The 20,229-nt window shown below is 66.7% G+C and carries 21 protein-coding genes; 9 read left to right on the plus strand and 12 right to left on the minus strand.

The genetic code is table 11. The features are described 5' to 3' along the window. The first annotated feature begins 35 nt into the window (after positions 1-35). From ABIA65_RS18445 to mbtM, 3 genes are all read left to right on the plus strand, one after another. A complete protein-coding gene (locus ABIA65_RS18445; RefSeq protein ID WP_241400138.1) occupies positions 36-1,070 on the plus strand; it encodes a phosphotransferase family protein in 1,035 nt (344 codons plus the stop codon). After that, positions 1,070-2,275, plus strand: a complete 1,206-nt coding sequence (locus ABIA65_RS18450; RefSeq protein ID WP_354524476.1) for an acyl-CoA dehydrogenase family protein — start codon at positions 1,070-1,072, stop codon at positions 2,273-2,275. The genes ABIA65_RS18445 and ABIA65_RS18450 overlap by 1 nt, the downstream gene beginning before the upstream one ends. A gap of 336 nt (positions 2,276-2,611) precedes the next feature. After that, positions 2,612-4,183 (plus strand): long-chain-fatty acid--ACP ligase MbtM, encoded by a 1,572-nt coding sequence (gene mbtM, locus ABIA65_RS18455; RefSeq protein WP_354524477.1) that lies wholly within the window; start codon positions 2,612-2,614, stop codon positions 4,181-4,183. 24 nt (positions 4,184-4,207) lie between these two features. Here mbtM and ABIA65_RS18460 read toward each other — a convergent pair whose 3' ends face one another. Genes ABIA65_RS18460 through ABIA65_RS18470 form a run of 3 tightly spaced genes read right to left on the minus strand, consistent with a single transcriptional unit; the run spans position 4,208 to position 6,266 of the window. After that, a complete protein-coding gene (locus tag ABIA65_RS18460; RefSeq protein WP_241400135.1) occupies positions 4,208-4,870 on the minus strand; it encodes a hypothetical protein in 663 nt (220 codons plus the stop codon). A gap of 8 nt (positions 4,871-4,878) precedes the next feature. Next, complete coding sequence (locus ABIA65_RS18465; protein WP_241400134.1) at positions 4,879-5,556, minus strand: MspA family porin; 678 nt, start codon at positions 5,554-5,556, stop codon at positions 4,879-4,881. Between the two features lie 29 nt (positions 5,557-5,585). Further along, on the minus strand, positions 5,586-6,266 hold the full coding sequence (locus ABIA65_RS18470) for an MspA family porin (protein WP_241400133.1): 681 nt from the start codon (positions 6,264-6,266) through the stop codon (positions 5,586-5,588). A 309-nt stretch (positions 6,267-6,575) separates the two neighbouring features. Here ABIA65_RS18470 and ABIA65_RS18475 point away from each other — a divergent pair, with 309 nt between their 5' ends. After that, positions 6,576-7,121 (plus strand): Rv2240c family protein, encoded by a 546-nt coding sequence (locus tag ABIA65_RS18475; protein ID WP_371746829.1) that lies wholly within the window; start codon positions 6,576-6,578, stop codon positions 7,119-7,121. After that, positions 7,114-7,818, plus strand: a complete 705-nt coding sequence (locus tag ABIA65_RS18480) for a sensor domain-containing protein (protein ID WP_241400132.1) — start codon at positions 7,114-7,116, stop codon at positions 7,816-7,818. The genes ABIA65_RS18475 and ABIA65_RS18480 overlap by 8 nt, the downstream gene beginning before the upstream one ends. A gap of 7 nt (positions 7,819-7,825) precedes the next feature. Here the strand turns inward: ABIA65_RS18480 and ABIA65_RS18485 are convergent, their stop codons facing one another. Both ABIA65_RS18485 and ABIA65_RS18490 read right to left on the minus strand, forming a co-directional pair. After that, a complete protein-coding gene (locus tag ABIA65_RS18485; protein WP_354524478.1) occupies positions 7,826-9,334 on the minus strand; it encodes an AMP-binding protein in 1,509 nt (502 codons plus the stop codon). Between the two features lie 20 nt (positions 9,335-9,354). Then, positions 9,355-10,200: an AraC family transcriptional regulator gene (locus ABIA65_RS18490; RefSeq protein ID WP_354524479.1), complete on the minus strand. Its 846-nt coding sequence runs from the start codon at positions 10,198-10,200 to the stop codon at positions 9,355-9,357. 24 nt (positions 10,201-10,224) lie between these two features. On the opposite strand from ABIA65_RS18490, the gene ABIA65_RS18495 reads away from it, so the two are divergent. The 4 genes from ABIA65_RS18495 (at position 10,225) to ABIA65_RS18510 (ending at position 13,249) form a co-directional block, all read left to right on the plus strand. Continuing rightward, on the plus strand, positions 10,225-11,487 hold the full coding sequence (locus tag ABIA65_RS18495) for an amidohydrolase family protein (RefSeq protein ID WP_241400129.1): 1,263 nt from the start codon (positions 10,225-10,227) through the stop codon (positions 11,485-11,487). Between the two features lie 150 nt (positions 11,488-11,637). Then, positions 11,638-12,609 (plus strand): hypothetical protein, encoded by a 972-nt coding sequence (locus ABIA65_RS18500; RefSeq protein ID WP_354524480.1) that lies wholly within the window; start codon positions 11,638-11,640, stop codon positions 12,607-12,609. Positions 12,610-12,629: 20 nt separating this feature from the next. Beyond that, the gene (locus ABIA65_RS18505; RefSeq protein ID WP_241400127.1) at positions 12,630-12,836 is read left to right on the plus strand and encodes an ankyrin repeat domain-containing protein; all 207 of its coding nucleotides are present in this window, start codon (positions 12,630-12,632) and stop codon (positions 12,834-12,836) included. Continuing rightward, entirely contained in the window at positions 12,827-13,249 is a 423-nt protein-coding gene (locus ABIA65_RS18510) for a PIN domain nuclease (RefSeq protein WP_354524481.1), read from the plus strand. The genes ABIA65_RS18505 and ABIA65_RS18510 overlap by 10 nt, the downstream gene beginning before the upstream one ends. A gap of 34 nt (positions 13,250-13,283) precedes the next feature. On the opposite strand, the gene ABIA65_RS18515 is transcribed toward ABIA65_RS18510, so the two are convergent. From ABIA65_RS18515 to ABIA65_RS18545, 7 genes are all read right to left on the minus strand, one after another. Further along, a complete protein-coding gene (locus ABIA65_RS18515; protein WP_354524482.1) occupies positions 13,284-14,282 on the minus strand; it encodes an ABC transporter substrate-binding protein in 999 nt (332 codons plus the stop codon). 76 nt (positions 14,283-14,358) lie between these two features. Next, positions 14,359-15,195 carry an ABC transporter ATP-binding protein gene (locus ABIA65_RS18520; RefSeq protein WP_354524483.1) on the minus strand — a complete coding sequence of 279 codons (837 nt, stop codon included), beginning with the start codon at positions 15,193-15,195 and terminating at the stop codon, positions 14,359-14,361. Further along, positions 15,192-16,265 (minus strand): FecCD family ABC transporter permease, encoded by a 1,074-nt coding sequence (locus tag ABIA65_RS18525; RefSeq protein ID WP_354524484.1) that lies wholly within the window; start codon positions 16,263-16,265, stop codon positions 15,192-15,194. Before ABIA65_RS18525 ends, ABIA65_RS18520 begins: the two co-directional genes overlap by 4 nt. After that, positions 16,262-17,296, minus strand: coding sequence for a FecCD family ABC transporter permease (locus tag ABIA65_RS18530; RefSeq protein WP_354524485.1), 1,035 nt, complete (start codon positions 17,294-17,296; stop codon positions 16,262-16,264). The genes ABIA65_RS18525 and ABIA65_RS18530 overlap by 4 nt, the downstream gene beginning before the upstream one ends. Positions 17,297-17,301: 5 nt before the next feature. Continuing rightward, positions 17,302-18,177 (minus strand): siderophore-interacting protein, encoded by an 876-nt coding sequence (locus ABIA65_RS18535; protein ID WP_354524486.1) that lies wholly within the window; start codon positions 18,175-18,177, stop codon positions 17,302-17,304. A gap of 38 nt (positions 18,178-18,215) precedes the next feature. Continuing rightward, the gene (locus tag ABIA65_RS18540; protein ID WP_354524487.1) at positions 18,216-19,106 is read right to left on the minus strand and encodes a DMT family transporter; all 891 of its coding nucleotides are present in this window, start codon (positions 19,104-19,106) and stop codon (positions 18,216-18,218) included. Then, positions 19,103-20,227, minus strand: a complete 1,125-nt coding sequence (locus tag ABIA65_RS18545; protein WP_354524488.1) for an acyl-CoA dehydrogenase family protein — start codon at positions 20,225-20,227, stop codon at positions 19,103-19,105. The genes ABIA65_RS18540 and ABIA65_RS18545 overlap by 4 nt, the downstream gene beginning before the upstream one ends. Positions 20,228-20,229: the final 2 nt, after the last annotated feature.

Consider the following 20,229-nt stretch of genomic DNA (forward strand, 5'->3'; position numbering starts at 1 on the left):
CGCGCAAAGTCGATCGAACGTTCTATTATCTGAACATGAACGTCGACACGCTCGTGCGACCCGCACTCCTGGGCAAGGCTCTTGCGTCACAGTTGGGCGACGATCGCTGGATGGCGCTGGAAGCGCAGCTGATCACCGGCGGGAAGTCGAATCTGACCTTTGGTCTGTCCAGCCCGGCCGGTGAACTGATTCTCAGACGCCCTCCCACGGGCGAGCTGCTCCCGCGCGCACACGACATGGGCCGAGAGGTCCGCGTGCAGGAGGCACTTGTTGGATCGACCGTTCCCGTTCCGGCGATCGTCCTGGTCGAAACGGAACCCGGACTTCTTGACGTGCCCTTCTACGTCATGGAGCGAATTCCCGGACTCGTGCTGCGAGATGAGTTGCCGCCCGATTCGACCTTCGACACGGCCGCGATCGCGGCTGTCACGGAAAGCCTCGTCGACACTCTGGCGGCGCTCCACGCGCTGGATGTCGCCGATATCGGACTGGCGGACTTCGGACGTCCTGACAATCACGCCGAGCGCACGGTCCGCACCTGGTGGCGACAGTACGAGGCCGCCCAAACCCGTGACGTTCCCGACGTTGCGGAACTTCACCGCAGGCTCGCCGAGCATGCCTGGCGCCCCTCGTCGAAGCCCTCGCTGGTGCACGGTGACTACCGACTGGACAACTGCGTGATCGAGTTCGGCGACCGGCCCGCGGTCTGCGGCGTGCTGGACTGGGAGTTGTCGACGCTCGGTGACCCGCTGTGCGACCTGGGCACATTTCTCGTCTATTGGATTGAGGCCAGCGATCCCAAACCCCTGTTGACCCCCTCGCTCACGGCGAGCCCCGGGTTTCCGACAAGAGCCGAGGTCGCGGATCGCTACGCCAGGACGTCGGGATGCGACCTCGGCGATCTCGACGCGTATGTCGGACTCGCGCACTTCAAGTTGGTGGGGATAGCCCAGGGAATGGCCCAGCGGGTAGCCCGCGGCCAGATGGCGGGCCAGGACTTCGGCGACCTCGACGCCGAGATCGACCGGATCGCGGCGGCCGGTCTGGCTGCCCTGAAAGGACAACACTGATGGACTTCGCACTCTCTGCCGCCGGCCAAGACGCATCCGAGAGGATGTGGGCATTCATGCGCGAGGAGGTGTTCGCGGCAGAGTCGGTGTGGCGCGATCATCTGCAGACCCACGGGGAGCACTCCTACCCGCCGGTCATGGAGGAGCTCAAGGCCTCGGCACGCGCTCGCGGACTGTGGAACCTGTTCTTGCCGGAGTACGGCGGACTGTCCAATGTCGACTACAGCGCAGTCGCCGAGATCTCCGGGTGGTCGCCCGTCATCGCGCCCGAAGCGATCAACTGTCAGGCGCCCGACACCGGAAACATGGAGACACTGGATCTCTTCGGTACCCCCGAGCAGCAGGCGCGCTGGTTGACGCCGTTGCGCGACGGACACATCAGGTCTGCATTCGCGATGACCGAACCGGCCGTCGCGTCCTCGGATGCGACCAATATCCAGACCTCCATCGTGCGCGACGGCGACGAGTACGTGATCAATGGCCGCAAGGCCTGGATCACCGGGGTCGCCGACGAGCGCTGCGTGATCTTCATCGTCATGGGCAAGACCGATCCGACTGCGGCCACACACCGTCAGCAGTCGATGGTGTTGGTGCCCCGTGACACCCCGGGAGTCGAGATCATCCGACACCTGCCGATCTTCGGTTACCAAGACCAGCACGGACACTCGGAGATCGTGTTCGACGACGTGCGCGTCCCGGTGAGCAATCTGCTCGGTGACGAGGGGGACGGATTCAGCATCGCCCAGGCGCGGCTGGGCCCGGGCCGAATTCACCACGCGATGCGTGCCGTCGGAATGGCCGAACGGGCGTTGGCGCTCATGGTCGATCGGGCACAGAATCGCGTCGCATTCGGCACCGCACTGGCCAATCAGGGTGTGGTGCAAGAGGCCATCGCCAAGTCGCGCATCGAGATCGACCAGGTTCGGCTGTACGTCCAGAAGACGGCGTGGCTGATTGACCGCGACGGGGCGGCGAACGCCCGCAGCGAGATCTCCGGCATCAAGGTCGCGGCCCCCGCCGTGGCCACGGCCGTGATCGATCGAGCCATCGAGATATTCGGCGCGACGGGTGTCAGCGATGACACCCCGCTGGCCTACTTCTACGCATGGGCTCGCATCCTGCGGATCGTCGACGGCCCAGATGCCGTGCACCGCCGGACGATTGCGCGTCTGGAACTCAAGCGTGAGCGGCCCCACGTGGGCTAGCGCCCCGAGAAGGATTTAGCGCAGCAAAGTGCCCAACCGATCGGGGGTTGTCGCCGCCGTCAATATTTCGGCGTCGAATCGGCAACTTGACGGTCCACGCTGCTGGCGGCCCGCGGCCCGCGGCAGCATGCTCGCCGGGGGTAACTGACATTCTGGATAATTCGCCAGGTATTTTCTCAGCATGTTGCCAGTAGCCGGTGGCGGCCCGTATCGAGGGGTCGCATCGTTGACCATCGTCCATGGTGAGCCCGTCTTTTTGTCGTCGATCGTCGTTGCCGCGAGGCGCACAGATAGCGAACAAATCCGGCATAGCCTGCCAAACGGCATGGGGACGTCATGAACTCCTTGGCGGCAGCGCTCACCGAGGTCCTACCCGCGAGCGGCAATGACCTCGTCGTGCTCAACGACGGAACGTGGGCACACCATCCATGGCCCGAGGTGTACGCCCGGGCGGAGAACGTCGCCGACTGGTTGCTCAACCAGGAGGCGACCGCCGTCGGGCTGGTGGGCGAGCCCACGGTCGAGTTCATCTCGGCGATCCTCGGGGCCTTCCTCGCGGGGGCCGGCCTGTCGATCCTGCCGGGGCCGGTGCGCGGCGCCGATGCGGATCGGTGGGCACAAAGCACAGTGAACCGGTTCACCGGAATCGGAGTGGGCCACGTCTTGAGCAACGGAACGTATCTCGAGGGACTGTTAGCGAGCGAGGGGCCTGCGCGGATTCGCGACGTCGCGGGCATCGCCCTCGCCGACCGCTCGACGACTCTCTCGTTGCCCGACACCGCCGCGCCGGTGGCGGTCCTGCAGGGCACTGCCGGGTCGACCGGAACGCCTCGCACGGTGCAACTCTCGCCCGACGCGGTGTTGTCGAACGCGCGTGCCCTGAATGCCCGCGTCGGTGTCACGTCCGCGGACACCGGCTGCTCCTGGCTACCGCTCTATCACGACATGGGGCTGAGCTTCCTGCTGTCGGGCGCCGTCAGCGGCACCGATGTGTGGCTGGCGCCGACCAAGGCATTTCAGGCCTCGCCGTTCCGGTGGCTCAACTGGCTCACCGAGTCCGGCGCCACCGTCACCGCGGGACCCAACATGGCCTACGGGCTGATCGGGAAGTATTCGCGGCGCGTCACCGACGTCGACCTCGGTGCAGTCCGGTTCGCGCTCAACGGCGGCGAACCGGTCGACTGTGAACTCACGGGGCGCTTCGCCGAGGAGATGGCGCGCTTCGGGTTCTCCGCGGGCGCACTCTCGCCGTCGTACGGTCTTGCCGAGGCGACCTGTGCGGTGACCGTTCCCGAACCCGGCGTCGGCCTGCGGTTCGACGAAGTCGTGGCGCACACCGATGCCGGCGCCTCGCCGCGCAGGCACGCGATACTGGGTAATGCCGTGCCCGGTATGGAGGTGCGTATCGAACCGCGCGACGGCGTCACCACCGACGCGGGCAAGCGCGACATCGGCGAAGTCCTCATCCGCGGTACGTCGATGATGTCCGGGTATTACGGCGGCGAGTCACACGAACCAGAGAGTTGGTACCCCACCGGAGATCTGGGGTACCTCGTCGACGGTGGCCTGGTCGTGTGCGGACGGGCCAAGGAGATCATCACCGTCGCCGGACGCAACGTCTTTCCCGCCGACGTCGAGCGAGTTGCCGCGCAGGTGGCCGGCGTCCGGGAGGGCGCCGTCGTGGCTGTCGGCATCGGGGAGCGCACCATCCGGCCGTCGCTGGTGATCGTTGCCGAGTTCCGCGGACCCGACGAGGCGCAGGCCCGGTCCACGCTGATCCAACAGGTCGCGTCCGAGTGCGGCGTGGTGCCGTCGGATGTGAGCTTTGTCAGACCGGGCACCCTACCCAGGACGTCCTCGGGCAAGCTGCGCCGACTCGAGGTGAAGCAGAGCCTCGAGGTCCAGTAACGCTGGCGGTCAACGGATCCGGCGTCAGCCGGGCGGCGGCGGCAACTCGCCGGGAGATGGCAACTCGCCGGGAGGCGGCGGCGGCTCGGGCAGGAACTGAACCAGGCCCGGGGGAATGTTGGTTCCCGGCGGCGGTGCGGTGCCGGGCAGTGGTTGGCCAAGCTGCTCCTGCGGCGACTGGCCGAGCAGTCCACCCCTAAGTCGGCCGTCGCGATACATGTCGATGTAGCGTCCGAGCCACTCCCGGCGTGACACGTCGGAGTTCTCCTGCCCGGGAGCCACGTCGAACTGTGTGCCCTGCCCGGGTGCTGAGGGCACCTCGTTCTGCGGCAGGCCGTAGGCGTTGTTGAACACGTTGAGGCTCGGCGAGATGCCTGGCCCGCCACCCGGCACCGATGGCACGAGGTTCTGGCCGAGCACGGTGGACGAGTCCAGGCCGGTGACCGGCGGCACGCCAAGGGGCCCGGCCTCCGGTGCGCCGGTCTGCGCGAGGACCGCAAGCCCGTTGGGCCCCAGTGGCATTCCGATGACAGGAACCGCGGGCGCCGGTGGCGGTGGTGCGGCAGGAGCCAGCCCCGGCTCGATGGGCGGCGGTGGAGGGTCGGCCGCGGCGGCCGCCGGGAAGGCGACCGCCGCTCCAACCGAGAGGGCGCCGACGATGAGACCCGCAAGCCTGCCCCGTGTCATGTCAGTCCTCACACGGCCTTGGTGACGCCGTAGTACGCGACAACGTCATCGGTGTCGGTGGTCGAACTCGTCAGCGTGGCGTAGGACCGCAGGAAGGACTGTCCGACGCAGCCGTCGACCTTGATGTGAGTGTCCTTGAGCGTCACGCGAACCGGCGCCGCCTTGTACTCCTTCTTGTTGACGGAGACCTGGGTGACTGTGCCCGGCTTGGCGTGGATCTCGATGGTGCCCGAGATGGGCATCGTCACGCCCGTCGGGATGAGGCCGCCGGTTATCGACGATCCCGAGGTGCCGATGCCGACCGAGCCGATCAGGCGGACCTGGCCGAGTTCGATACCGCAGCCGACCTGGTAGCCGGCGTCCAGTGTTCCGCCGGACAGCGTCGTGCTGCCGCTACCGGTGACAGTGCCCAGGAACGTGGCGCCGACGAGGTACTCGCGTGATGAGGTCGCGGTGGTCAGCGGGGCAACCGGAAGTTGCGTCTCATTGCTGGCCACGACGGTCAATGTCCAGCCGTCGGGTGTCGTCACGACGCCAGGAGGCGCCGACGCGACGACGCCGGTGTCCGGCGGCGGACCGACATCGCCGGCAGGGTCGATTGGGGGGTCCGCAATCGCGAGCGGTGAGATGGCGGCGAACGGGATGGCGAGGCAGGCAGCCGTCACCATGGCAAGGCGGTTCAACATGGGGTTCTCTCGTTCGAATTAGGCTGGAGTTAGACGGACTTGGTGACGCCGAGGTAGGTGATGACGTCGTCGGTGTTGTCGGTCGAGCTGGTCAGCGTCGCGTACGAGCGGATGAACGACTGGCCTGCGCACTGATCCGTCTTGATGCGGACTCCGGTGATGGTGATGCGTGTCGAAGTGCCCTTGAACTTCTTCTTGTCGATCGCGACGGTGGTCACCGTGCCCGGCTTCAGGTACACCTTGCCCTGGAGGCTGACGCCGAATGCGCCGGTGGCGTTGCCGGTGAACGGGAGTCCGATACCCGGGGTGAAGCTCGCACCGGGGTTGATCTCGGTCTCGTCGGCGATGATGCCGCAGCCGATCTGCTCGCCGGCCTCCATTGATCCGCCGGTGAGCTTGGTCTTGCCGCCGCCGGTGATGGTCCCGGTGAACGTACCCGCCACCAGGTACTCCCGCGACGAGATGGCCGTAGTCAGCGGTGCCACCGGGAGCTGAGTCTCATTACTTCCGACCACGGTGAGCTTCCATCCGTCCGGGGTGTCGAGGACGCCGGCGGGACCCGACGGCACGGCGCCCTCGGGGGGAAGGGGGTTGGTGGCGTTGACCGGCGTCACAGGATCCGCAGGTACGGGATCTGCCATGGCCAGGGGTGTGGTGCCGACGGAAGCCAACACACAGGCGACTGCCAGGGTGGCGAAGCGATTGAGCATGGTGGTAGGGGCACCTCTCGTAGTCTGAATCCGCCTGGGATTCAAGCGATCTGTCGCGACGGAGCATCCACGGATGGGATTGCGATTCGGTGAACGGGCGACGAACACATCGGGCCGCAATCCCGTCGAGTGGGCGCTGAGGCGCCGCGACCTGCCGCCGACTCTGACAGGCTCGGCTGCGTACAGGAACCTCCCAGCTGACCGACATGCGATTGGTGGCGGCGCGAAAGTTATTGAGGGGTAGTTGTTCACATTCCCGACATGTGGTGCCCCGACGGTGTGAGCGGACTGACTTGGGAGGAACCTGTTGTGAGGCAATCAATTGCGATCCGGCGTGCGATGCTCGCCCCCATTCTCGCGATCGGACTGGGGCTGGCGGTGCTTCCCGTCGCGTCCGCGGAACCCGACGATGCCGGGCAGCCCGCTGTACCCGCGCCGGGTCCCGTCGAGTTGTCGGCGCCCGTGTCGGGCGATGCGAACCCCGCGGCGGTCGCGGCGTGCGGTCAGTTCGCCGACGTACTGGATGCCACCGCGGTCTACTACGGTGACTTCGCCGACGCGCTCGAGACCTATGCCCAGCCCGACTACCAGGACCCCGCGGTGTCCACCAGCAATGTCACCGGCCGCACCGCTCTGCGTCAGGGAGCTGGTGTCACGATGAGCGCGGCGAACACGCCGGGCTTGCCGCCCGAGATTGCCAACCCGATGCGCTCGTGGTCATGGGGCGCAACGAAACTGCTCGTCAAGATGGGGCTGCGTGGCGGTGGCGAGTCACTCAACTCGACGGCCAACGAGATGAACAATGACGCCCTCGGTGTGCAAGAGGCGTGTGCCGCCGCGGGCACCCATGCGTAAGTCGACGGCCCGAGGAGCGCTGATCGCGCTGCTTGTCCTCGGCTTGTCGATCACCGGATGCTCAGCCGCCAGAACGCAGAGTTCGAGCACGCCGAGCCTGATCGCGGATTCTGAACTCGAGGGTCTGTTGCTGAGTGCCGCCGAGGTCAACACCGTCATGGGCACCACCCAGATGGCGCAGTCCCCGATGATCACGGCCATGAGCGATGACCGCAATCTGCTGCCCAATCTGAACTGTCTGGGTGTCTGGCAGGTGGATCAGGCGGCGATCTACGGGCCGCCCGGCGGCGACCACGGTTGGCAGGCATTGCGCCAGAACATGTTCCGCACGCCAAATGGTGACGATTGGTCCTTTCTGGTGGTTCAGTCCGTCGTCTCCTACCCGTCGGCGCAGGCGGCGCAGCGATTCTTCGACGAGTCAGCCGAGCGCTGGTCGAAGTGCACTGATCACCATGTCAACATCACGCTCAACGATCGACCACTCCCGAAGTGGTTGAGCGGTGATCTAAGCCGGACCGACACCCGCCTCGCGATACCCATCGCCCGTGGCGTCGGCGACGAGAGCCGGATGTGCCAGCACTCACTGTCGGTGGCGTCCAACGTGATCATCGATGTTGAGGCCTGTCGTCCGCCCACTCGGATCGTCACGCATGCCGCGATCATCGCGGGCAAGATCGAGACGAGTCTGCTGGCCTGACACTCGGTCACCGACCGAGTGCGGTCCTCGCGTAGGCGCGCACCGCATCCTTGGCGACCTTGCCGTTGGTGGTCAGCGGCAGCGCGTCGACGAAGAGCACGTGACGCGGGCGTTTGAACGCGGCGATCCGGGACCGAACGTGGTCGATGAGTTCGTCGGGTTGGGGTCGTCGGTGCTCGGCGGCCGCGATGACAGCGCAAATCGCCTCGCCCCAGTACTCATCGGGTACGCCGACCACCGCGACGTGCTCGACGTCGGGGTGTGTCGACAGCGCGTCCTCCACCTCGCGTGAGGTGACATTCTCACCGCCGGTGATGATGACGTCCTTGCTGCGGTCGAGTACGACGAGGCGCCCGTCGTCGTCGAAGCGGCCGACATCGCCTGTGTGCAGCCAGCCGTCGACGGTGCAGGGGGAGAGGTCGGGCCACAACCCCGCCGCGACCTGTGCGCCGCGGATCAGAATCTCGCCCGCGCCTCTGCCCGAACCATCGCCGGAACCCGCCCCGGCGATGCGAACCTCCACATCGGGGTGTGGCCGGCCCGCACTGGCGAGCACGGCGTCCGCACCCGTGGCCCCGGCCCGGTGTTCGGCAGGCCCGAGAAATGTGACATTGCCGCCGGTTTCGGTCATCCCGTAGCCCTGATGGAATCCGACGTCCAGGCGGGTGAGCGCCCGGCGCAGCAGGTCCGCTGGGATCGCGGCGGACCCGTAGGCGACGTCGCGCAGTGTCGGCAGCGCGGTGTCCGTGTCGTCGAGGTGGGTGAGCAGACTGTGCAACATCGTGGGGGCCAGTGAGCACGACGTGACGCCGTGGGTGTTGACAGCTGCGACGAACGTCTCGGGTCGAAAGGCGGCCACGGGCAGCACCGTCGAGTGCGCTGCGTGGTGGACCAGCATGTTGTAGCCCGCGATGTGGCACATGGGAAACGGCAGCAGATAGACGCCGCCCGAGGCGACCGACCTCCCGGCCACGGTGCCCCACACCGCCGCGGTGATCGACCGGTGCGTGTGCAGGACTCCCTTGGGTGCGCCCGTCGACCCACTGGTGAACAACAACCATGCGGGATCGTCGGGGGCCACCGGTTCAGCGATACCGGGCGAGCCGCGCTCGGCCCGTTGCCATTCCGGCGCGTCGAACGTGACGGCGCGGTCGGCGACCGATGGCAGTTCCTGCAGGTATCGGGTGTCGCCGATGGCCAACGCGGGGTCGGTCGACGCGAGCTGGGCGGCCTGCTCGGCGGGGCTGAGGCGCTGGTTGATCAGCAGCAGAATCCGGCCGCTGCGCGGCACCGCGTAGTACGCCACGGCGTACTCAGGACTGTTGTCGGCGATGACCGCAACCCGGTCGCCGCGATGGGTGCGCTCGGCCACCCACCCCGACACCGCGGCCACCTTGCGGTCGAATTCGGCGAAGGTCGTGACGGCTCCGTCCGCCGAGATGATGGCAGGCCGCTCGGGTACGGCCGCGGCGGCCGACGAGATGAGCGCGTGGATGAGGTCGATGCGTGCGGTCATATCGGTGCGGTCATCACCCTTCAGTACGTCGTCAGACTCACCCGGCGACGGTACGCCGAAGGTGTCTCACCGCAGAACTGGGTGAAACAGCGTGTGAACGAACTGAGGCTCTCGAAGCCGACCGACGTCGACGTTGCCTGTACGGACTGGCCGGGTGCTGCAAGCAGTGCCATGGCCCGCAGCATTCTTGCGTGTAGAACGTATGTCCGCCACGACAATCCGAGGGTGTCGGAGAACAGTCGTCGTAATGTCCGCTCGGACACCGACACTGCGCGGGCGACCTCATCAGCGCTGACCGAGTCGAGGTGCGCCTTGGTGTAGGCCAGCGCGGCGGCCACGATGGGGTGGTCCGAGGTGGGAAGGCTCAGCGGTGCCTCGTGGTCGAGCGCTTCGACGACCAGGGCGGCCAGCGTGCGGAAGAAGTTGTCGGACGCTGCCTCATCCTGGGCCGGGCCCGGCCCCCGCTCGATTGACCAGCGCAGTGCGTAGATCATCATCTCCCGAATCAGCGGTGACACCGCGATGATGCGGGCGCGGTCACCGCCGTCGGGGATGAGTTGGCTGTCGAACATCACCGCGACGGTCTTGACGTCCGGGTTCATCACCGCCTGGTGCTCCAGCCCGGCCGGGATCCAGGCCGCCTGTTGCGGCGGAAGCAGATAGTGTGCGGCGTCGGTCTCCACCTCGACGACACCGTGCAGCGCGTACTCGATCTGGTGCACGTCGTGAAAATGCCAGCCGGTGATCAGCCCTTCACCCTCGTAGAGATAGCTCCCAGCGGGTGCGAGCCCACCCCTGCGCAGGTCGATGTGCCTGGCTTTGGCCGTTTCGGACAAATCTCTGTCCGAAGTCGCAGAGACGGTCATGCTGTTCGAGGGTACTAGTTAGGTATGCAAACCGACGACCTGATCCTGGTGAGTATCGATGACCACGTCGTCGAGCCGCCCGATATGTTCCTCAATCACGTCCCGGACAGGTACAAGGCCGAGGCGCCCATCGTCGTCACCGACGACAAGGGCGTCGACCAGTGGATGTATCAGGGTCGGCCGCAGGGTGTGAGCGGTCTGAACGCCGTGGTTTCGTGGCCGGCCGAGGAGTGGGGGCGTGACCCCGCAGGTTTCGCCGAGATGCGCCCGGGTGTGTACGACGTGCACGAGCGCGTCCGCGATATGAACCGCAACGGCATCCTGGCGTCGATGTGTTTCCCGACCTTCACCGGTTTCTCGGCCCGTCACCTCAACATGACACGCGAGGACGTCACCCTGGTGATGGTGTCGGCCTACAACGACTGGCACATCGACGAGTGGGTCGGCTCCTACCCGGACCGGTTCATCCCGATTGCGATCCTCCCGACGTGGAGCCCCGAGGCCATGTGCGCCGAGATTCGACGCGTCGCGGCCAAGGGCTGTCGGGCGGTCACGATGCCCGAACTGCCGCACCTCGAGGGTCTGCCGAGCTACCACGACGAGGACTACTGGGGTCCGGTCTTCCGGACGTTGTCGGAGGAGAACGTGGTGATGTGCCTGCACATCGGCACGGGCTTCGGTGCGATCAGCATGGCGCCCAACGCCCCCATCGACAATCTCATCATCTTGGCCACCCAGATCTCGGCGATGTGTGCCCAGGATCTGTTGTGGGGTCCCGCAATGCGCAACTACCCGGACCTGAAGTTCGCGTTCTCCGAGGGTGGAATCGGCTGGATTCCGTTCTACCTGGACCGCAGCGACCGGCACTACACGAACCAAAAGTGGCTGCGCCGCGACTTCGGGGACAAGCTGCCCAGTGACGTGTTCCGTGAGCACTCACTCGCCTGCTATGTCACCGACAAGACCTCGCTGAAACTGCGGCACGAGATCGGCATCGACATCATCGCCTGGGAGTGCGACTACCCGCACTCGGACTGCTTCTGGCCCGATGCGCCCGAACAGGTGCTGGCCGAACTCAACGCCGCCGGTGCTGACGACTCCGACATCAACAAGATCACCTGGGAGAACTCCTGCCGGTTCTTCGGCTGGGATCCGTTCGCGCGCATGACGAGAGACCAGGCCACCGTGGGGGCGTTGCGCGCCAACGGCGCCGACGTCGACGTCTCGATCCGGCCGCGCAAGGAGTGGGCGCGACTGTATGAGGAGAAGCAGCTCGCGCAGGCCTAACTGCCGGCTCGCCGGCGCGAGGTGAACCTGTGGATGGACTCCGCACTGTTGATGAGTGCCGTCGGTGGAGCCCTGCCTGTCGGTGAGTAGGGCGAACCTCGTCGTAACAACACGACGAGGAGTTACGCAATGGGTAATCGGGCCAACCTGGTGATCGTGGAGAACGGTCAGTGGCAGCTGTACTACGCGCATTGGGCGGGCTGCCGAATGCTCGACGCGCTTGCGTTCGGGCCGGAACATGCGTTGCGGTACATCAAGGCTCACCGGTTGTGTGCGAGGGACCATTGGACTGATCCGCTCTGGGCGGATGGCGGCGCGGTGGTCGACGTGGACAGGCGCAAGCTGCTGTTCTTTGGGGACGAGCTGATGTCGACGATGTCGGAACGCCGCGCGATGCTTGAGGTAATCCCGCTGATGTGGCCGGATTACTCCGTGGGTTGGGCCTATGGCGGCACCGATGAACTCGCGACGTACGTTGGTGCAGAACGTCGTTGGTCTCTTGGTCGAGATGGACAACCGCCGAAACTTGCACGTGGCCGGGACGGGCTGTGCCAACTCGTGTCCGTCGTCGGCGCCGATGGCAGGGTTCGACTGTGGCCACTGTTCTGGGGTTACAGCGTGGCATGGCTCGGGCCCTCGCTGCGACACGCGCTGCCCGGCAAGGGTGTTGGTCGGACCCGTCGGGAAATGATTCCCGAGAGCGGGGTGCACATCGACGTGCCTAAGCAACAGGTCGGTGCGTGGGTTACCACGGAGGCGCGGGGGCTGGGCGACTTCATGTCGAGCCGATGGTCCGGATGGCACGCCGAGTTCTGGGAGGACCGCTACGAGGAGCAGATGCGGCGCTGCGACGGCGCGTTGCGGGTGCCTGAACTCGACGTTTCCGCTGGGGTCACGGAAGCCCTGAATTGGTTGCAAAAGCGCGTGTTTCAGAGCTTCGAAGACAGCCCGGCCGGGGCAATCGTCAAGATGATGGGACTCTTTAGCGAGGCTGGGCTCCCGCAGCCCGAGTTCAGTTCGAACGATGTCTTGAGTTCGCCGCTGCAGCCCGACTGGGCATCGTGGAACCGGTTCGAAGCTGCGTGCGGCCAGGTGCGTGAGATATATACTCGGAGTGCGTGATGTATATAGGAGGTGCCCGAGTGACAAAGCGCTTGATTGACATCGATGACGACCTACTGGACGGCGCCCGACAGGAGCTCGGTACGACGGGAATCGCCGACACCGTGCGCACTGCATTGATGCTTGCCGCGAACCGGTCCGCACGTGTCCGCCAGGTCCAATGGCTGGTGTCGGGCGGAATGGCGGAAATGGCCGATAAGGACGCGAGGGACGACGTGTGGCGTTGACGGCGCGCTTCCTCGTCGACACGAGCGCGGCCGCACGTATGCAACACCCGCATGTCGGGGGAGTGCTCGGCGAACTCATCGAGGCCGGACTCGTGGCAACAACCGCTGCGCTGGACGCTGAAGCCCTCTACAGCGCGCGCTCGGCCGATGAGTTCGCGCGCCTGCGCGATGACCGGCGGAAGGCCTTCGAGTACATCCCCACGAACGATGAGGACTGGCAGAGCGCGATCGACGCACAGTACAACCTGGCGCTGTCCGGGCGGCACCGGTCGGTGGGCGTCGCAGATCTACTCAATGCCGTAATCGCCGGACGCCACGGCCTGACGATTCTGCACTATGACCGCGACTTTGACACGGCTGCAGACGTTCTGGAATTCGGGCAGCGCTGGGTCGCTGAACGGGGCACGCTGTGACGCGCCTTCGGAGCGGCTAAGTCCGCTGGCGTGATCAGGCGTTGGCGAGGTCGGCGACCGGCCTGCCGTTGAGCGCGTTGCCCAACTGCGGCACCAGCTTGTCCATCGCATAGAGCAACGCGTCGGGACCGCTGTATGTCAGTGCGCCACTGAGGTTCGAGTCGAACGACGTGTAGAGCGTGCGGTCCTGTTTCACCACGTCGAGACGGGCGAACGCGGGTGAGGCGAGCATCTGCTCCTTGGACGCCCCGTTGACGAACAGCACGTCGCGGTCGAGCAGTGCGAGCTTCTCCTCGCTGAGGTCTCCGGTGACGTCCTGTGTCGCGAATCCCAGCGCGCTGAACAGCGACCGGCGGGGATCGTTGGCGCCCAACAGGTAGTGCCCGCCGTCCTCTGGGCCGAAGTCCTCGACCAGAGTCTTGCCCGCGAACTCCGGGTTGGCTGCCTTGGCCTCCTCGATGCGCGAGTTGACCTGATCGAGCAGGGCCTGCGCCTGCGACTCCCTGCCCAGGGCCTTACCTGTGGTCGACAGTTGGACGTTCCACGGCGTCTCCTCATCGGCGTACTCGTCTGACTGGATCACGGTGGGGGCGATCTGCGACAGACGGTCGTATGTCGGCCGGTCGATGGTCTCGTAGATCGCGAAGATCACGTCCGGCTTCTCCTTGGCGATCGCCTCGAAGTCGATCGTGTCGGAACCCCACGTCGGGATGGCCTTGCCATCGGTCGCCTTCTCAACCCACGGGAACTTGTCGTAGTTGTCGAAGAACGAGCGTGCTGCCACCGGGATAACGCCCAGGGCCAGCACGAAGTCCTGGTCGTTCCAGCCGACCGTCACGACCCGCTGCGGGTCCGCGGGGACCACGGTCTCGCCGAACTTGTGCGAGACGGTGACTGAACCGGATTGCGCGCCGCCGGCGATATCGTCGGCCTTATCGCTACCGCATGCGGTCATCAGGCCCATCGCGAGCAGAACCACGGCCAGTAGCGCCGGCACCGTCCGGGCGTTCCGCCAGCTTCGCGTCTTCGACATCAACACCCCAATGACCTCGTAGGAAAGTAAGCCTAACCTAACGCATGCGGTGATTCGGTCAGCGCCCCGGTGCCAGTCAGTGGGTGCTGCGGGCCTCGTGGTCGCCTCGCGATGGTCGCCTCGAGCGCGACGCGAGTGGGATCACCAGAGGCGTGCCGGTCTGCGGGTCGTCGATGATCTGGCACGCGAGACCGTACACCTGCTCTACTAGCTCTGGAGTCACGACGTCGTTCGGATTACCTTGGGCGACAACGTGTCCAGACTTCATGGCGATGACGTGATCGGCGAACCGGCAGGCGTGGTTGAGATCGTGCAGCACAGCGACGACCGTCCTGCCCTGTTCGTGGCACAAGGCGACGCACAGGTCGAGCACATCGATCTGGTGCGCGATGTCGAGGAAGGTGGTTGGCTCATCGAGCAGGACCAGCGGGGTCTCCTGCGCCAGCACCATTGCGATCCACACCCGCTGGCGCTGGCCGCCGGACAGTTCGTCGACCAGGCGCTCGCCCAGGTCAGCGGTGCCCGTTGCGGCCATAGCCGACGCGACGGCGCGTTCGTCGTCGGTGGACCACTGCCGGAACACACGTTGGTGGGGGAATCTGCCCCGTGACACCAGGTCGGCCACGGTGATGCCGTCGGGTGCCGTAGAACTCTGGGGCATCAGGCCCAGGCGGCGGGCCACCTCCTTGGTGTGCAACGCCCGGATGTCGCCGCCGTCGAGCAGCACCTGCCCGTCCTCAGGTTTCAATAGGCGAGCCAGACCACGCAGCAGCGTCGACTTGCCGCATGCGTTGGGTCCGACGATCGCGGTCAGTGCATGATCGGGGATATCCACGGAGAGGTCGTGGATCACGGGGCGCCCGTCGTACCCGATGGACAGCCGCGACGCCGCGAGCCTTGGGGTCTCGGTCACGCGCGCCGCCCCTGCGCGACGAGCAGATACACCAGGTACATCCCACCGAACACTACGGTCACCGCTCCGACCGGCAACTCGGTGGGTGCGAAAGCCCGTTGCGCGAGAACGTCACTGGCCAATAGCAGGAAGGCGCCCGTCGCCGCTGACGGCACCATCGACACTCCGGCGCTCCCGGTGAGACGGCGGCCGATCTGCGGTGCGGCCAACGCGATGAACGTGATGGGGCCCGCGGCCGCGGCGGCGACGGCGACCAGTGCGGTTCCAACAAGCAGGTAGCCGATCCTGGCCTGGTTGGCGTTGACGCCAAGACCACCGGCCACGTCATCGCCCATCTGCAGGATCTGTAACCGAAGGCCCATGGCGACCAGGGCAATCGTGGACACACACACTAGTGCTGCCATCGGCCCGGCCTGGCTCCACGTCAGACCGTTGAGGCTGCCCTGCTGCCAGACGGCGGCGGTGACTGCCGCATGCAGGTCAATCCGGATGATGATCCACTGGTTCACCGAACTGAGCACGGCGCCGACGGCGATGCCGACGATGATGAGCCGAAATCCCGAGATCCCGCCCTTGAAGGAGAGCAGGTAAACCACCAGTGCGGTGACCAACCCGCCGACGAGCGCGCTACCGGCCGTTGCGTAGTACCCGCCGCCCAGGACGACGATGCCGATCAGCGCACCGGTGTACGCGCCGACGTTGAGACCGATGATGTCCGGACTGCCCAGCGGGTTTCGCGTAAGCGCCTGAAAGATGGCTCCGGACATGCCGAGTGCGGCGCCGACGAGCACCGCCATCGAGGCACGCGGCAACCGCCAGTCCAGGACGACGACGCGATCGAAACCGGTGTTGGAGCCGACGAGGACGCCGAGGACGTCGGCGGGGGCCACCGGATAGGTGCCCGTCCCTGTGGCGACGACGATGAGGCCGAGTCCGGCGACAATCAACGCGGTGACCACCACGGCGGTGCGCAACGGCACGCGCAGCGACCACGACCGCCCGCGTGCCACCACGTGACGGCGTGCCCGAGGGATGTCCGCATCGGGGGGAGTGGTCGGCGCGGTTGTCATCGCTGCCAGTCCCCGCGGCGCCGGATCACCCAGATCAGCACCGGTGCCCCGATGAATGCGGTCACGATGCCCGCGGGTAACTCGGCCGGACGCACCACGACCCGGCCGACGATATCGGCGACCAGCAGCAGAGCGGGTGCGGCGAGCGTCGAGTACGCCATGATCCAGCGCCAGTCGGGACCGACGAATCGGCGCACCAGGTGCGGCACCATCAGGCCGACGAACCCGATGGGTCCGGCTCCCGCGGTCGCTGCCCCGGCCAGCAGCGTGACCGCAACCAGACTCAGCGCCTGGACACGAACCACGTTGCCGCCCAGTGCTGCCGCGAGTTCGTCGCCCAACGACGTCGCGTTCAGCGACCGGCTGATGACGATGCACAGCACCACGCCGACGGCGATGAACGGTGCGATGGCCGCGGTCACCTCGAGACCACGGCCGTCGAGTGCGCCGGTGTCCCAGAACCGCATGTTGTCGAAGGCGCGCGGATTGCGCAGCCTGACGGTGAACGAGATGCCGTCCAGTACGGCGCCGACCGCGACGCCTGCGAGCAGGACGCGCACAGGGTTGGCCGTCGAGCGGCCGGACCACCCGATCAGATACACCAGCACCATCGCGACGAGCGCACCCGCGAACGCGAACCAGATGTAGGACCAGACGCCGCGCAGGCCGAGGAAGGCCACCGCCGCCACGACGAACAGGCTGGCGCCCGAGTTGATTCCGAGGACCCCGGTGTCGGCCAGCGGATTGCGCGCGACGGCTTGGATCACCGCACCCGACAGACCCAGTGCTACGCCGACGACCAAAGCCAGCGCGGTCCGAGGGATACGGAGGTCGCGGACCACCCACTGATCGCCGACGTCCCGGTAGTCGGTGAGTGCATCCCACACGACGGCCGGCGCGATGTTCTCCGTGCCGATCGCAAGGCTTGCGGCGCAGGTGATCACGACGAGTGCGGCGGCGACTGCCAGGCCGAGGAGTCTTCGCCGGTTGGTGCCTGCCACGCCCGAGGGGGGTGCCGTGGTCGCCGTCACGCCCGCTAGAGCCCAGCCCGCTCGAGGGCCTCGTCGAACTCCTCGGAGGCGATCTTGTCGCCCTTGCCATCGGCCAGGGCCTTCTCGTACACGGCCACCAGTTCGCTTCCGACGTCGGCGAACTTCGCGTCCCAGGACTCCGAGTCGTGACGCCAGTACCCGACGATGTCGAACTGCTCGGTGGTCCAGCCGAGCGCCCGGACGTGCTTTCGCACGGCGCGAGACTGGGCGGCCTCGCCGGCGAACCAGCAGTAGCCGCGACCCGGTGGGAGCGGCTGGTCGGCGACGAGTTGCGTGAGCCTGCTGCCGGGGCGGCCGTTACCGGACTCGACCGCGGACACCATTGACACGTGGGAACGGCTTGGCAGATACGCCAGGTCGTTCTCGTCGTGCACCTCGACGATCGCCAGAATCCGTTCCTGCGAGGAGGACTCGGCGATGATGCGGGCCAGTGCTGGAAGTCCGGCGAGGTCGGCGACGAGCAGCTGCCAGTCCGTGCCCTCCTGCGGCCGGTACCAGGACCGCGCGTGGCTGATGACCACGGTGTCACCGGGAGCGGTGCGCCGCGCCCAGTCGCTGCCGGGTCCGCGGGTGTGGAGGACGATGTCGACCGTGATGCGATTGGCCCCCGCGTCATGGAATCGCACCGAGTAGTTGCGACCCTGCGGTGCGGTCTGCGCGTCGTGATAGCCCCAAACGCCATCGATGCACTGCGCGTCCGGGGTGTGCCGTTGATCGTCGCTGGGGAGATAGATGCCCACCGCGGCGTCGGCGACGTCGGGGAGCCCGATGTGCGGCAGGTCGGGCACGTCGAACACAACCCTGCGCAGCCGAGCGCTCAGCGCCGAGATCTCTGCAACCGTGGCCCGTGCGAAGTTCATCGAACTAAGGGTAGCCTCACTCGACGTTCGGAGGGGGGTCAGCGTCGGGCAGGGGCAGCGACAGCGACCTGCTCGCCGGTCGGTCGTCTTGTCGCCAGCACCGACCCCGCGAGGATCAGTGCGAGACCGGCCACGTTGAAGGCGGTCAGCGGCTCGTTGAGGATGATCACGCCCGCGGCCAGCGCGACGGCGGGATTGACGTAGGTGAACACCAACGCGCGAGATCCGCCCACCTCGCGAATCAGCGCGAAGAACACGATGAATGCCAGCGCCGTGCAGACCACTGCCAGCGCAGCGAGTGCCAGCAGCACACGGGTGGTGGGCATTTCGTCCGGCCAGGTGGCGACCGCCGGCCCGGTGTACACCAGCGCGGCGACCGTCAGGCAGCCCGCGGTCAGTGGCAACGTCGGCACGTCACCGAGATAGCGCGCGGCCACCAGCGGCGCAATGGCGTAGCAGGTTGCCACCAGAAGAACCTCGGTCACCGGCCAGGCGCTCCCACCGGTGAGACCCGGGCCCGCGAGTACCGCCACACCCGCGAGCCCGACTGCGAGGCCTGCGATACGCATTGGGCCGAGCCGTGATTCGCCGCCTGTGAGCCGACTCAGCACCGCCGCGATGATCGGTGACGCGGCAATCAGCAGACCGGTCAACGAACTCGAGATGTGCCGCTCGGCGTCCGACAGCAGCAGCCAGGCCGCGATGATCTCGAAGAACGCGAACGTCAGTGCCGGACGCCAATGCCGCAGCACCGGCGCCCACGCGGAACGGCGCAGCGTCAACGGCAGCAGCACGGCGGCTCCGATCGCCGTGCGGGCCAGCACCAGGACCGGTACCGAAACACCCTCGACCGCAACCTTGATGAGCAGGTATGGGATACCCCAGATGACGCTCATCGCAGCGAACAGCGCCCACCCCCGCGGGCTCACCCCGAAGTCAACTCCGCGTACCGCGCGACGTGATAGTCAGTCGAGCCGAACTCGTACTGAACGGCGGTGAGCCGCTTGAAGTAGTGGCCGATCGCCAGTTCCTCGGTCATGCCCATACCGCCGTGCAGCTGAACCGCGTTCTCTCCGACGAACCGCGCAGCGCGACCGATAGTGGCCTTCGCGGCAGACACCGCACGGGCACGTGTCGTCGTGTCGGCCTCGAGGTTGAGGACCGCGAGGTAGACAGCGGCCACCGACTGCTCAACCTCCATGTACATGTCCACCATCCGGTGTTGCAGGACCTGGAATCCGCCGATCGGCTGGCCGAACTGATGGCGCTGCTTGCTGTACTCGATCGTGTCGGCCAGGACCCTTCGCATGCATCCGACGGCTTCGGCGCACACCGCGGTCGCGCCCTCGTCACGCGCCTGCTCGAGCGACGGCCAGGCCTTGCCGTCCTCACCCAGGAGTGCCGTTGAGGGCAGGCGTAGGCCGGACAGGGTGAGATCGGCTGCGCGCCGGTCGTCAATCGTGCGGTAGGAGTGCAGTTCCAAGCCCGGCCCGGCGTGCGCGACGTCGACGAGGAACAGCGAGGGGCCCGCCGGGCTAATCGCGGTGACCAGAAGGTGGGTCGCCAGCGGTGCGGCCACGGCCACGATCTTGCCGCCGTCGAGCACCCACTCGTCACCGTCGGGTCGGGCGGTGGTGGCGATCTGATGCCAGTCGTCCCCGGACTCGGCCTCGGCGGCGGCCAGTGCCACGATCGTCTCTCCAGCGGCCAACCGCTCCAGCACGCTCATGGCGGTGCTGCCGCCGGCCCGCAGCAGCAGACCCGCGGCCACCACGGCGGTTTCCACGTACGGTTCGATGACCAACGCGTGGCCCAGTGCCTCAGCGATCACCATCACCTCGACGGGCCCGCCGCCGATGCCGCCGGCCTCTTCGGGAAGTGCGGCGCCGATGATGCCGAGTTCGTCGGCGAACGCGTGCCAGATGTCGGGCTGCCACCCGGTGCCAGTCTTGGCTGCCTCCCGGCTGCTCGCCAGGTCGTAGCGGGTCGCCAGAAACTTGGTGAGCCCGTCGCGCAGCAACGTCTGCTCATTGGAGATGGTGAAGTCCATTG

The sequence above is a fragment of the Mycolicibacterium sp. 624 genome, from assembly GCF_040548615.1.
Taxonomy (GTDB): Bacteria; Actinomycetota; Actinomycetes; order Mycobacteriales; family Mycobacteriaceae; genus Mycobacterium.

What these genes read in the sequence shown, in the direction of transcription:
- ABIA65_RS18495 (WP_241400129.1), top strand. Translation starts at nt 10,225, where the DNA reads ATGCAAACCGACGACCTGATCCTGGTGAGTATCGATGACCACGTCGTC.
- ABIA65_RS18460 (WP_241400135.1), bottom strand. Translation starts at nt 4,870, where the DNA reads ATGACACGGGGCAGGCTTGCGGGTCTCATCGTCGGCGCCCTCTCGGTT.
- ABIA65_RS18445 (WP_241400138.1), top strand. Translation starts at nt 36, where the DNA reads ATGAACGTCGACACGCTCGTGCGACCCGCACTCCTGGGCAAGGCTCTT.
- ABIA65_RS18480 (WP_241400132.1), top strand. Translation starts at nt 7,114, where the DNA reads ATGCGTAAGTCGACGGCCCGAGGAGCGCTGATCGCGCTGCTTGTCCTC.
- mbtM (WP_354524477.1), top strand. Translation starts at nt 2,612, where the DNA reads ATGAACTCCTTGGCGGCAGCGCTCACCGAGGTCCTACCCGCGAGCGGC.
- ABIA65_RS18490 (WP_354524479.1), bottom strand. Translation starts at nt 10,200, where the DNA reads ATGACCGTCTCTGCGACTTCGGACAGAGATTTGTCCGAAACGGCCAAA.
- ABIA65_RS18515 (WP_354524482.1), bottom strand. Translation starts at nt 14,282, where the DNA reads ATGTCGAAGACGCGAAGCTGGCGGAACGCCCGGACGGTGCCGGCGCTA.
- ABIA65_RS18535 (WP_354524486.1), bottom strand. Translation starts at nt 18,177, where the DNA reads ATGAACTTCGCACGGGCCACGGTTGCAGAGATCTCGGCGCTGAGCGCT.
- ABIA65_RS18485 (WP_354524478.1), bottom strand. Translation starts at nt 9,334, where the DNA reads ATGACCGCACGCATCGACCTCATCCACGCGCTCATCTCGTCGGCCGCC.
- ABIA65_RS18450 (WP_354524476.1), top strand. Translation starts at nt 1,070, where the DNA reads ATGGACTTCGCACTCTCTGCCGCCGGCCAAGACGCATCCGAGAGGATG.
- ABIA65_RS18525 (WP_354524484.1), bottom strand. Translation starts at nt 16,265, where the DNA reads ATGACAACCGCGCCGACCACTCCCCCCGATGCGGACATCCCTCGGGCA.
- ABIA65_RS18545 (WP_354524488.1), bottom strand. Translation starts at nt 20,227, where the DNA reads ATGGACTTCACCATCTCCAATGAGCAGACGTTGCTGCGCGACGGGCTC.
- ABIA65_RS18470 (WP_241400133.1), bottom strand. Translation starts at nt 6,266, where the DNA reads ATGCTCAATCGCTTCGCCACCCTGGCAGTCGCCTGTGTGTTGGCTTCC.
- ABIA65_RS18465 (WP_241400134.1), bottom strand. Translation starts at nt 5,556, where the DNA reads ATGTTGAACCGCCTTGCCATGGTGACGGCTGCCTGCCTCGCCATCCCG.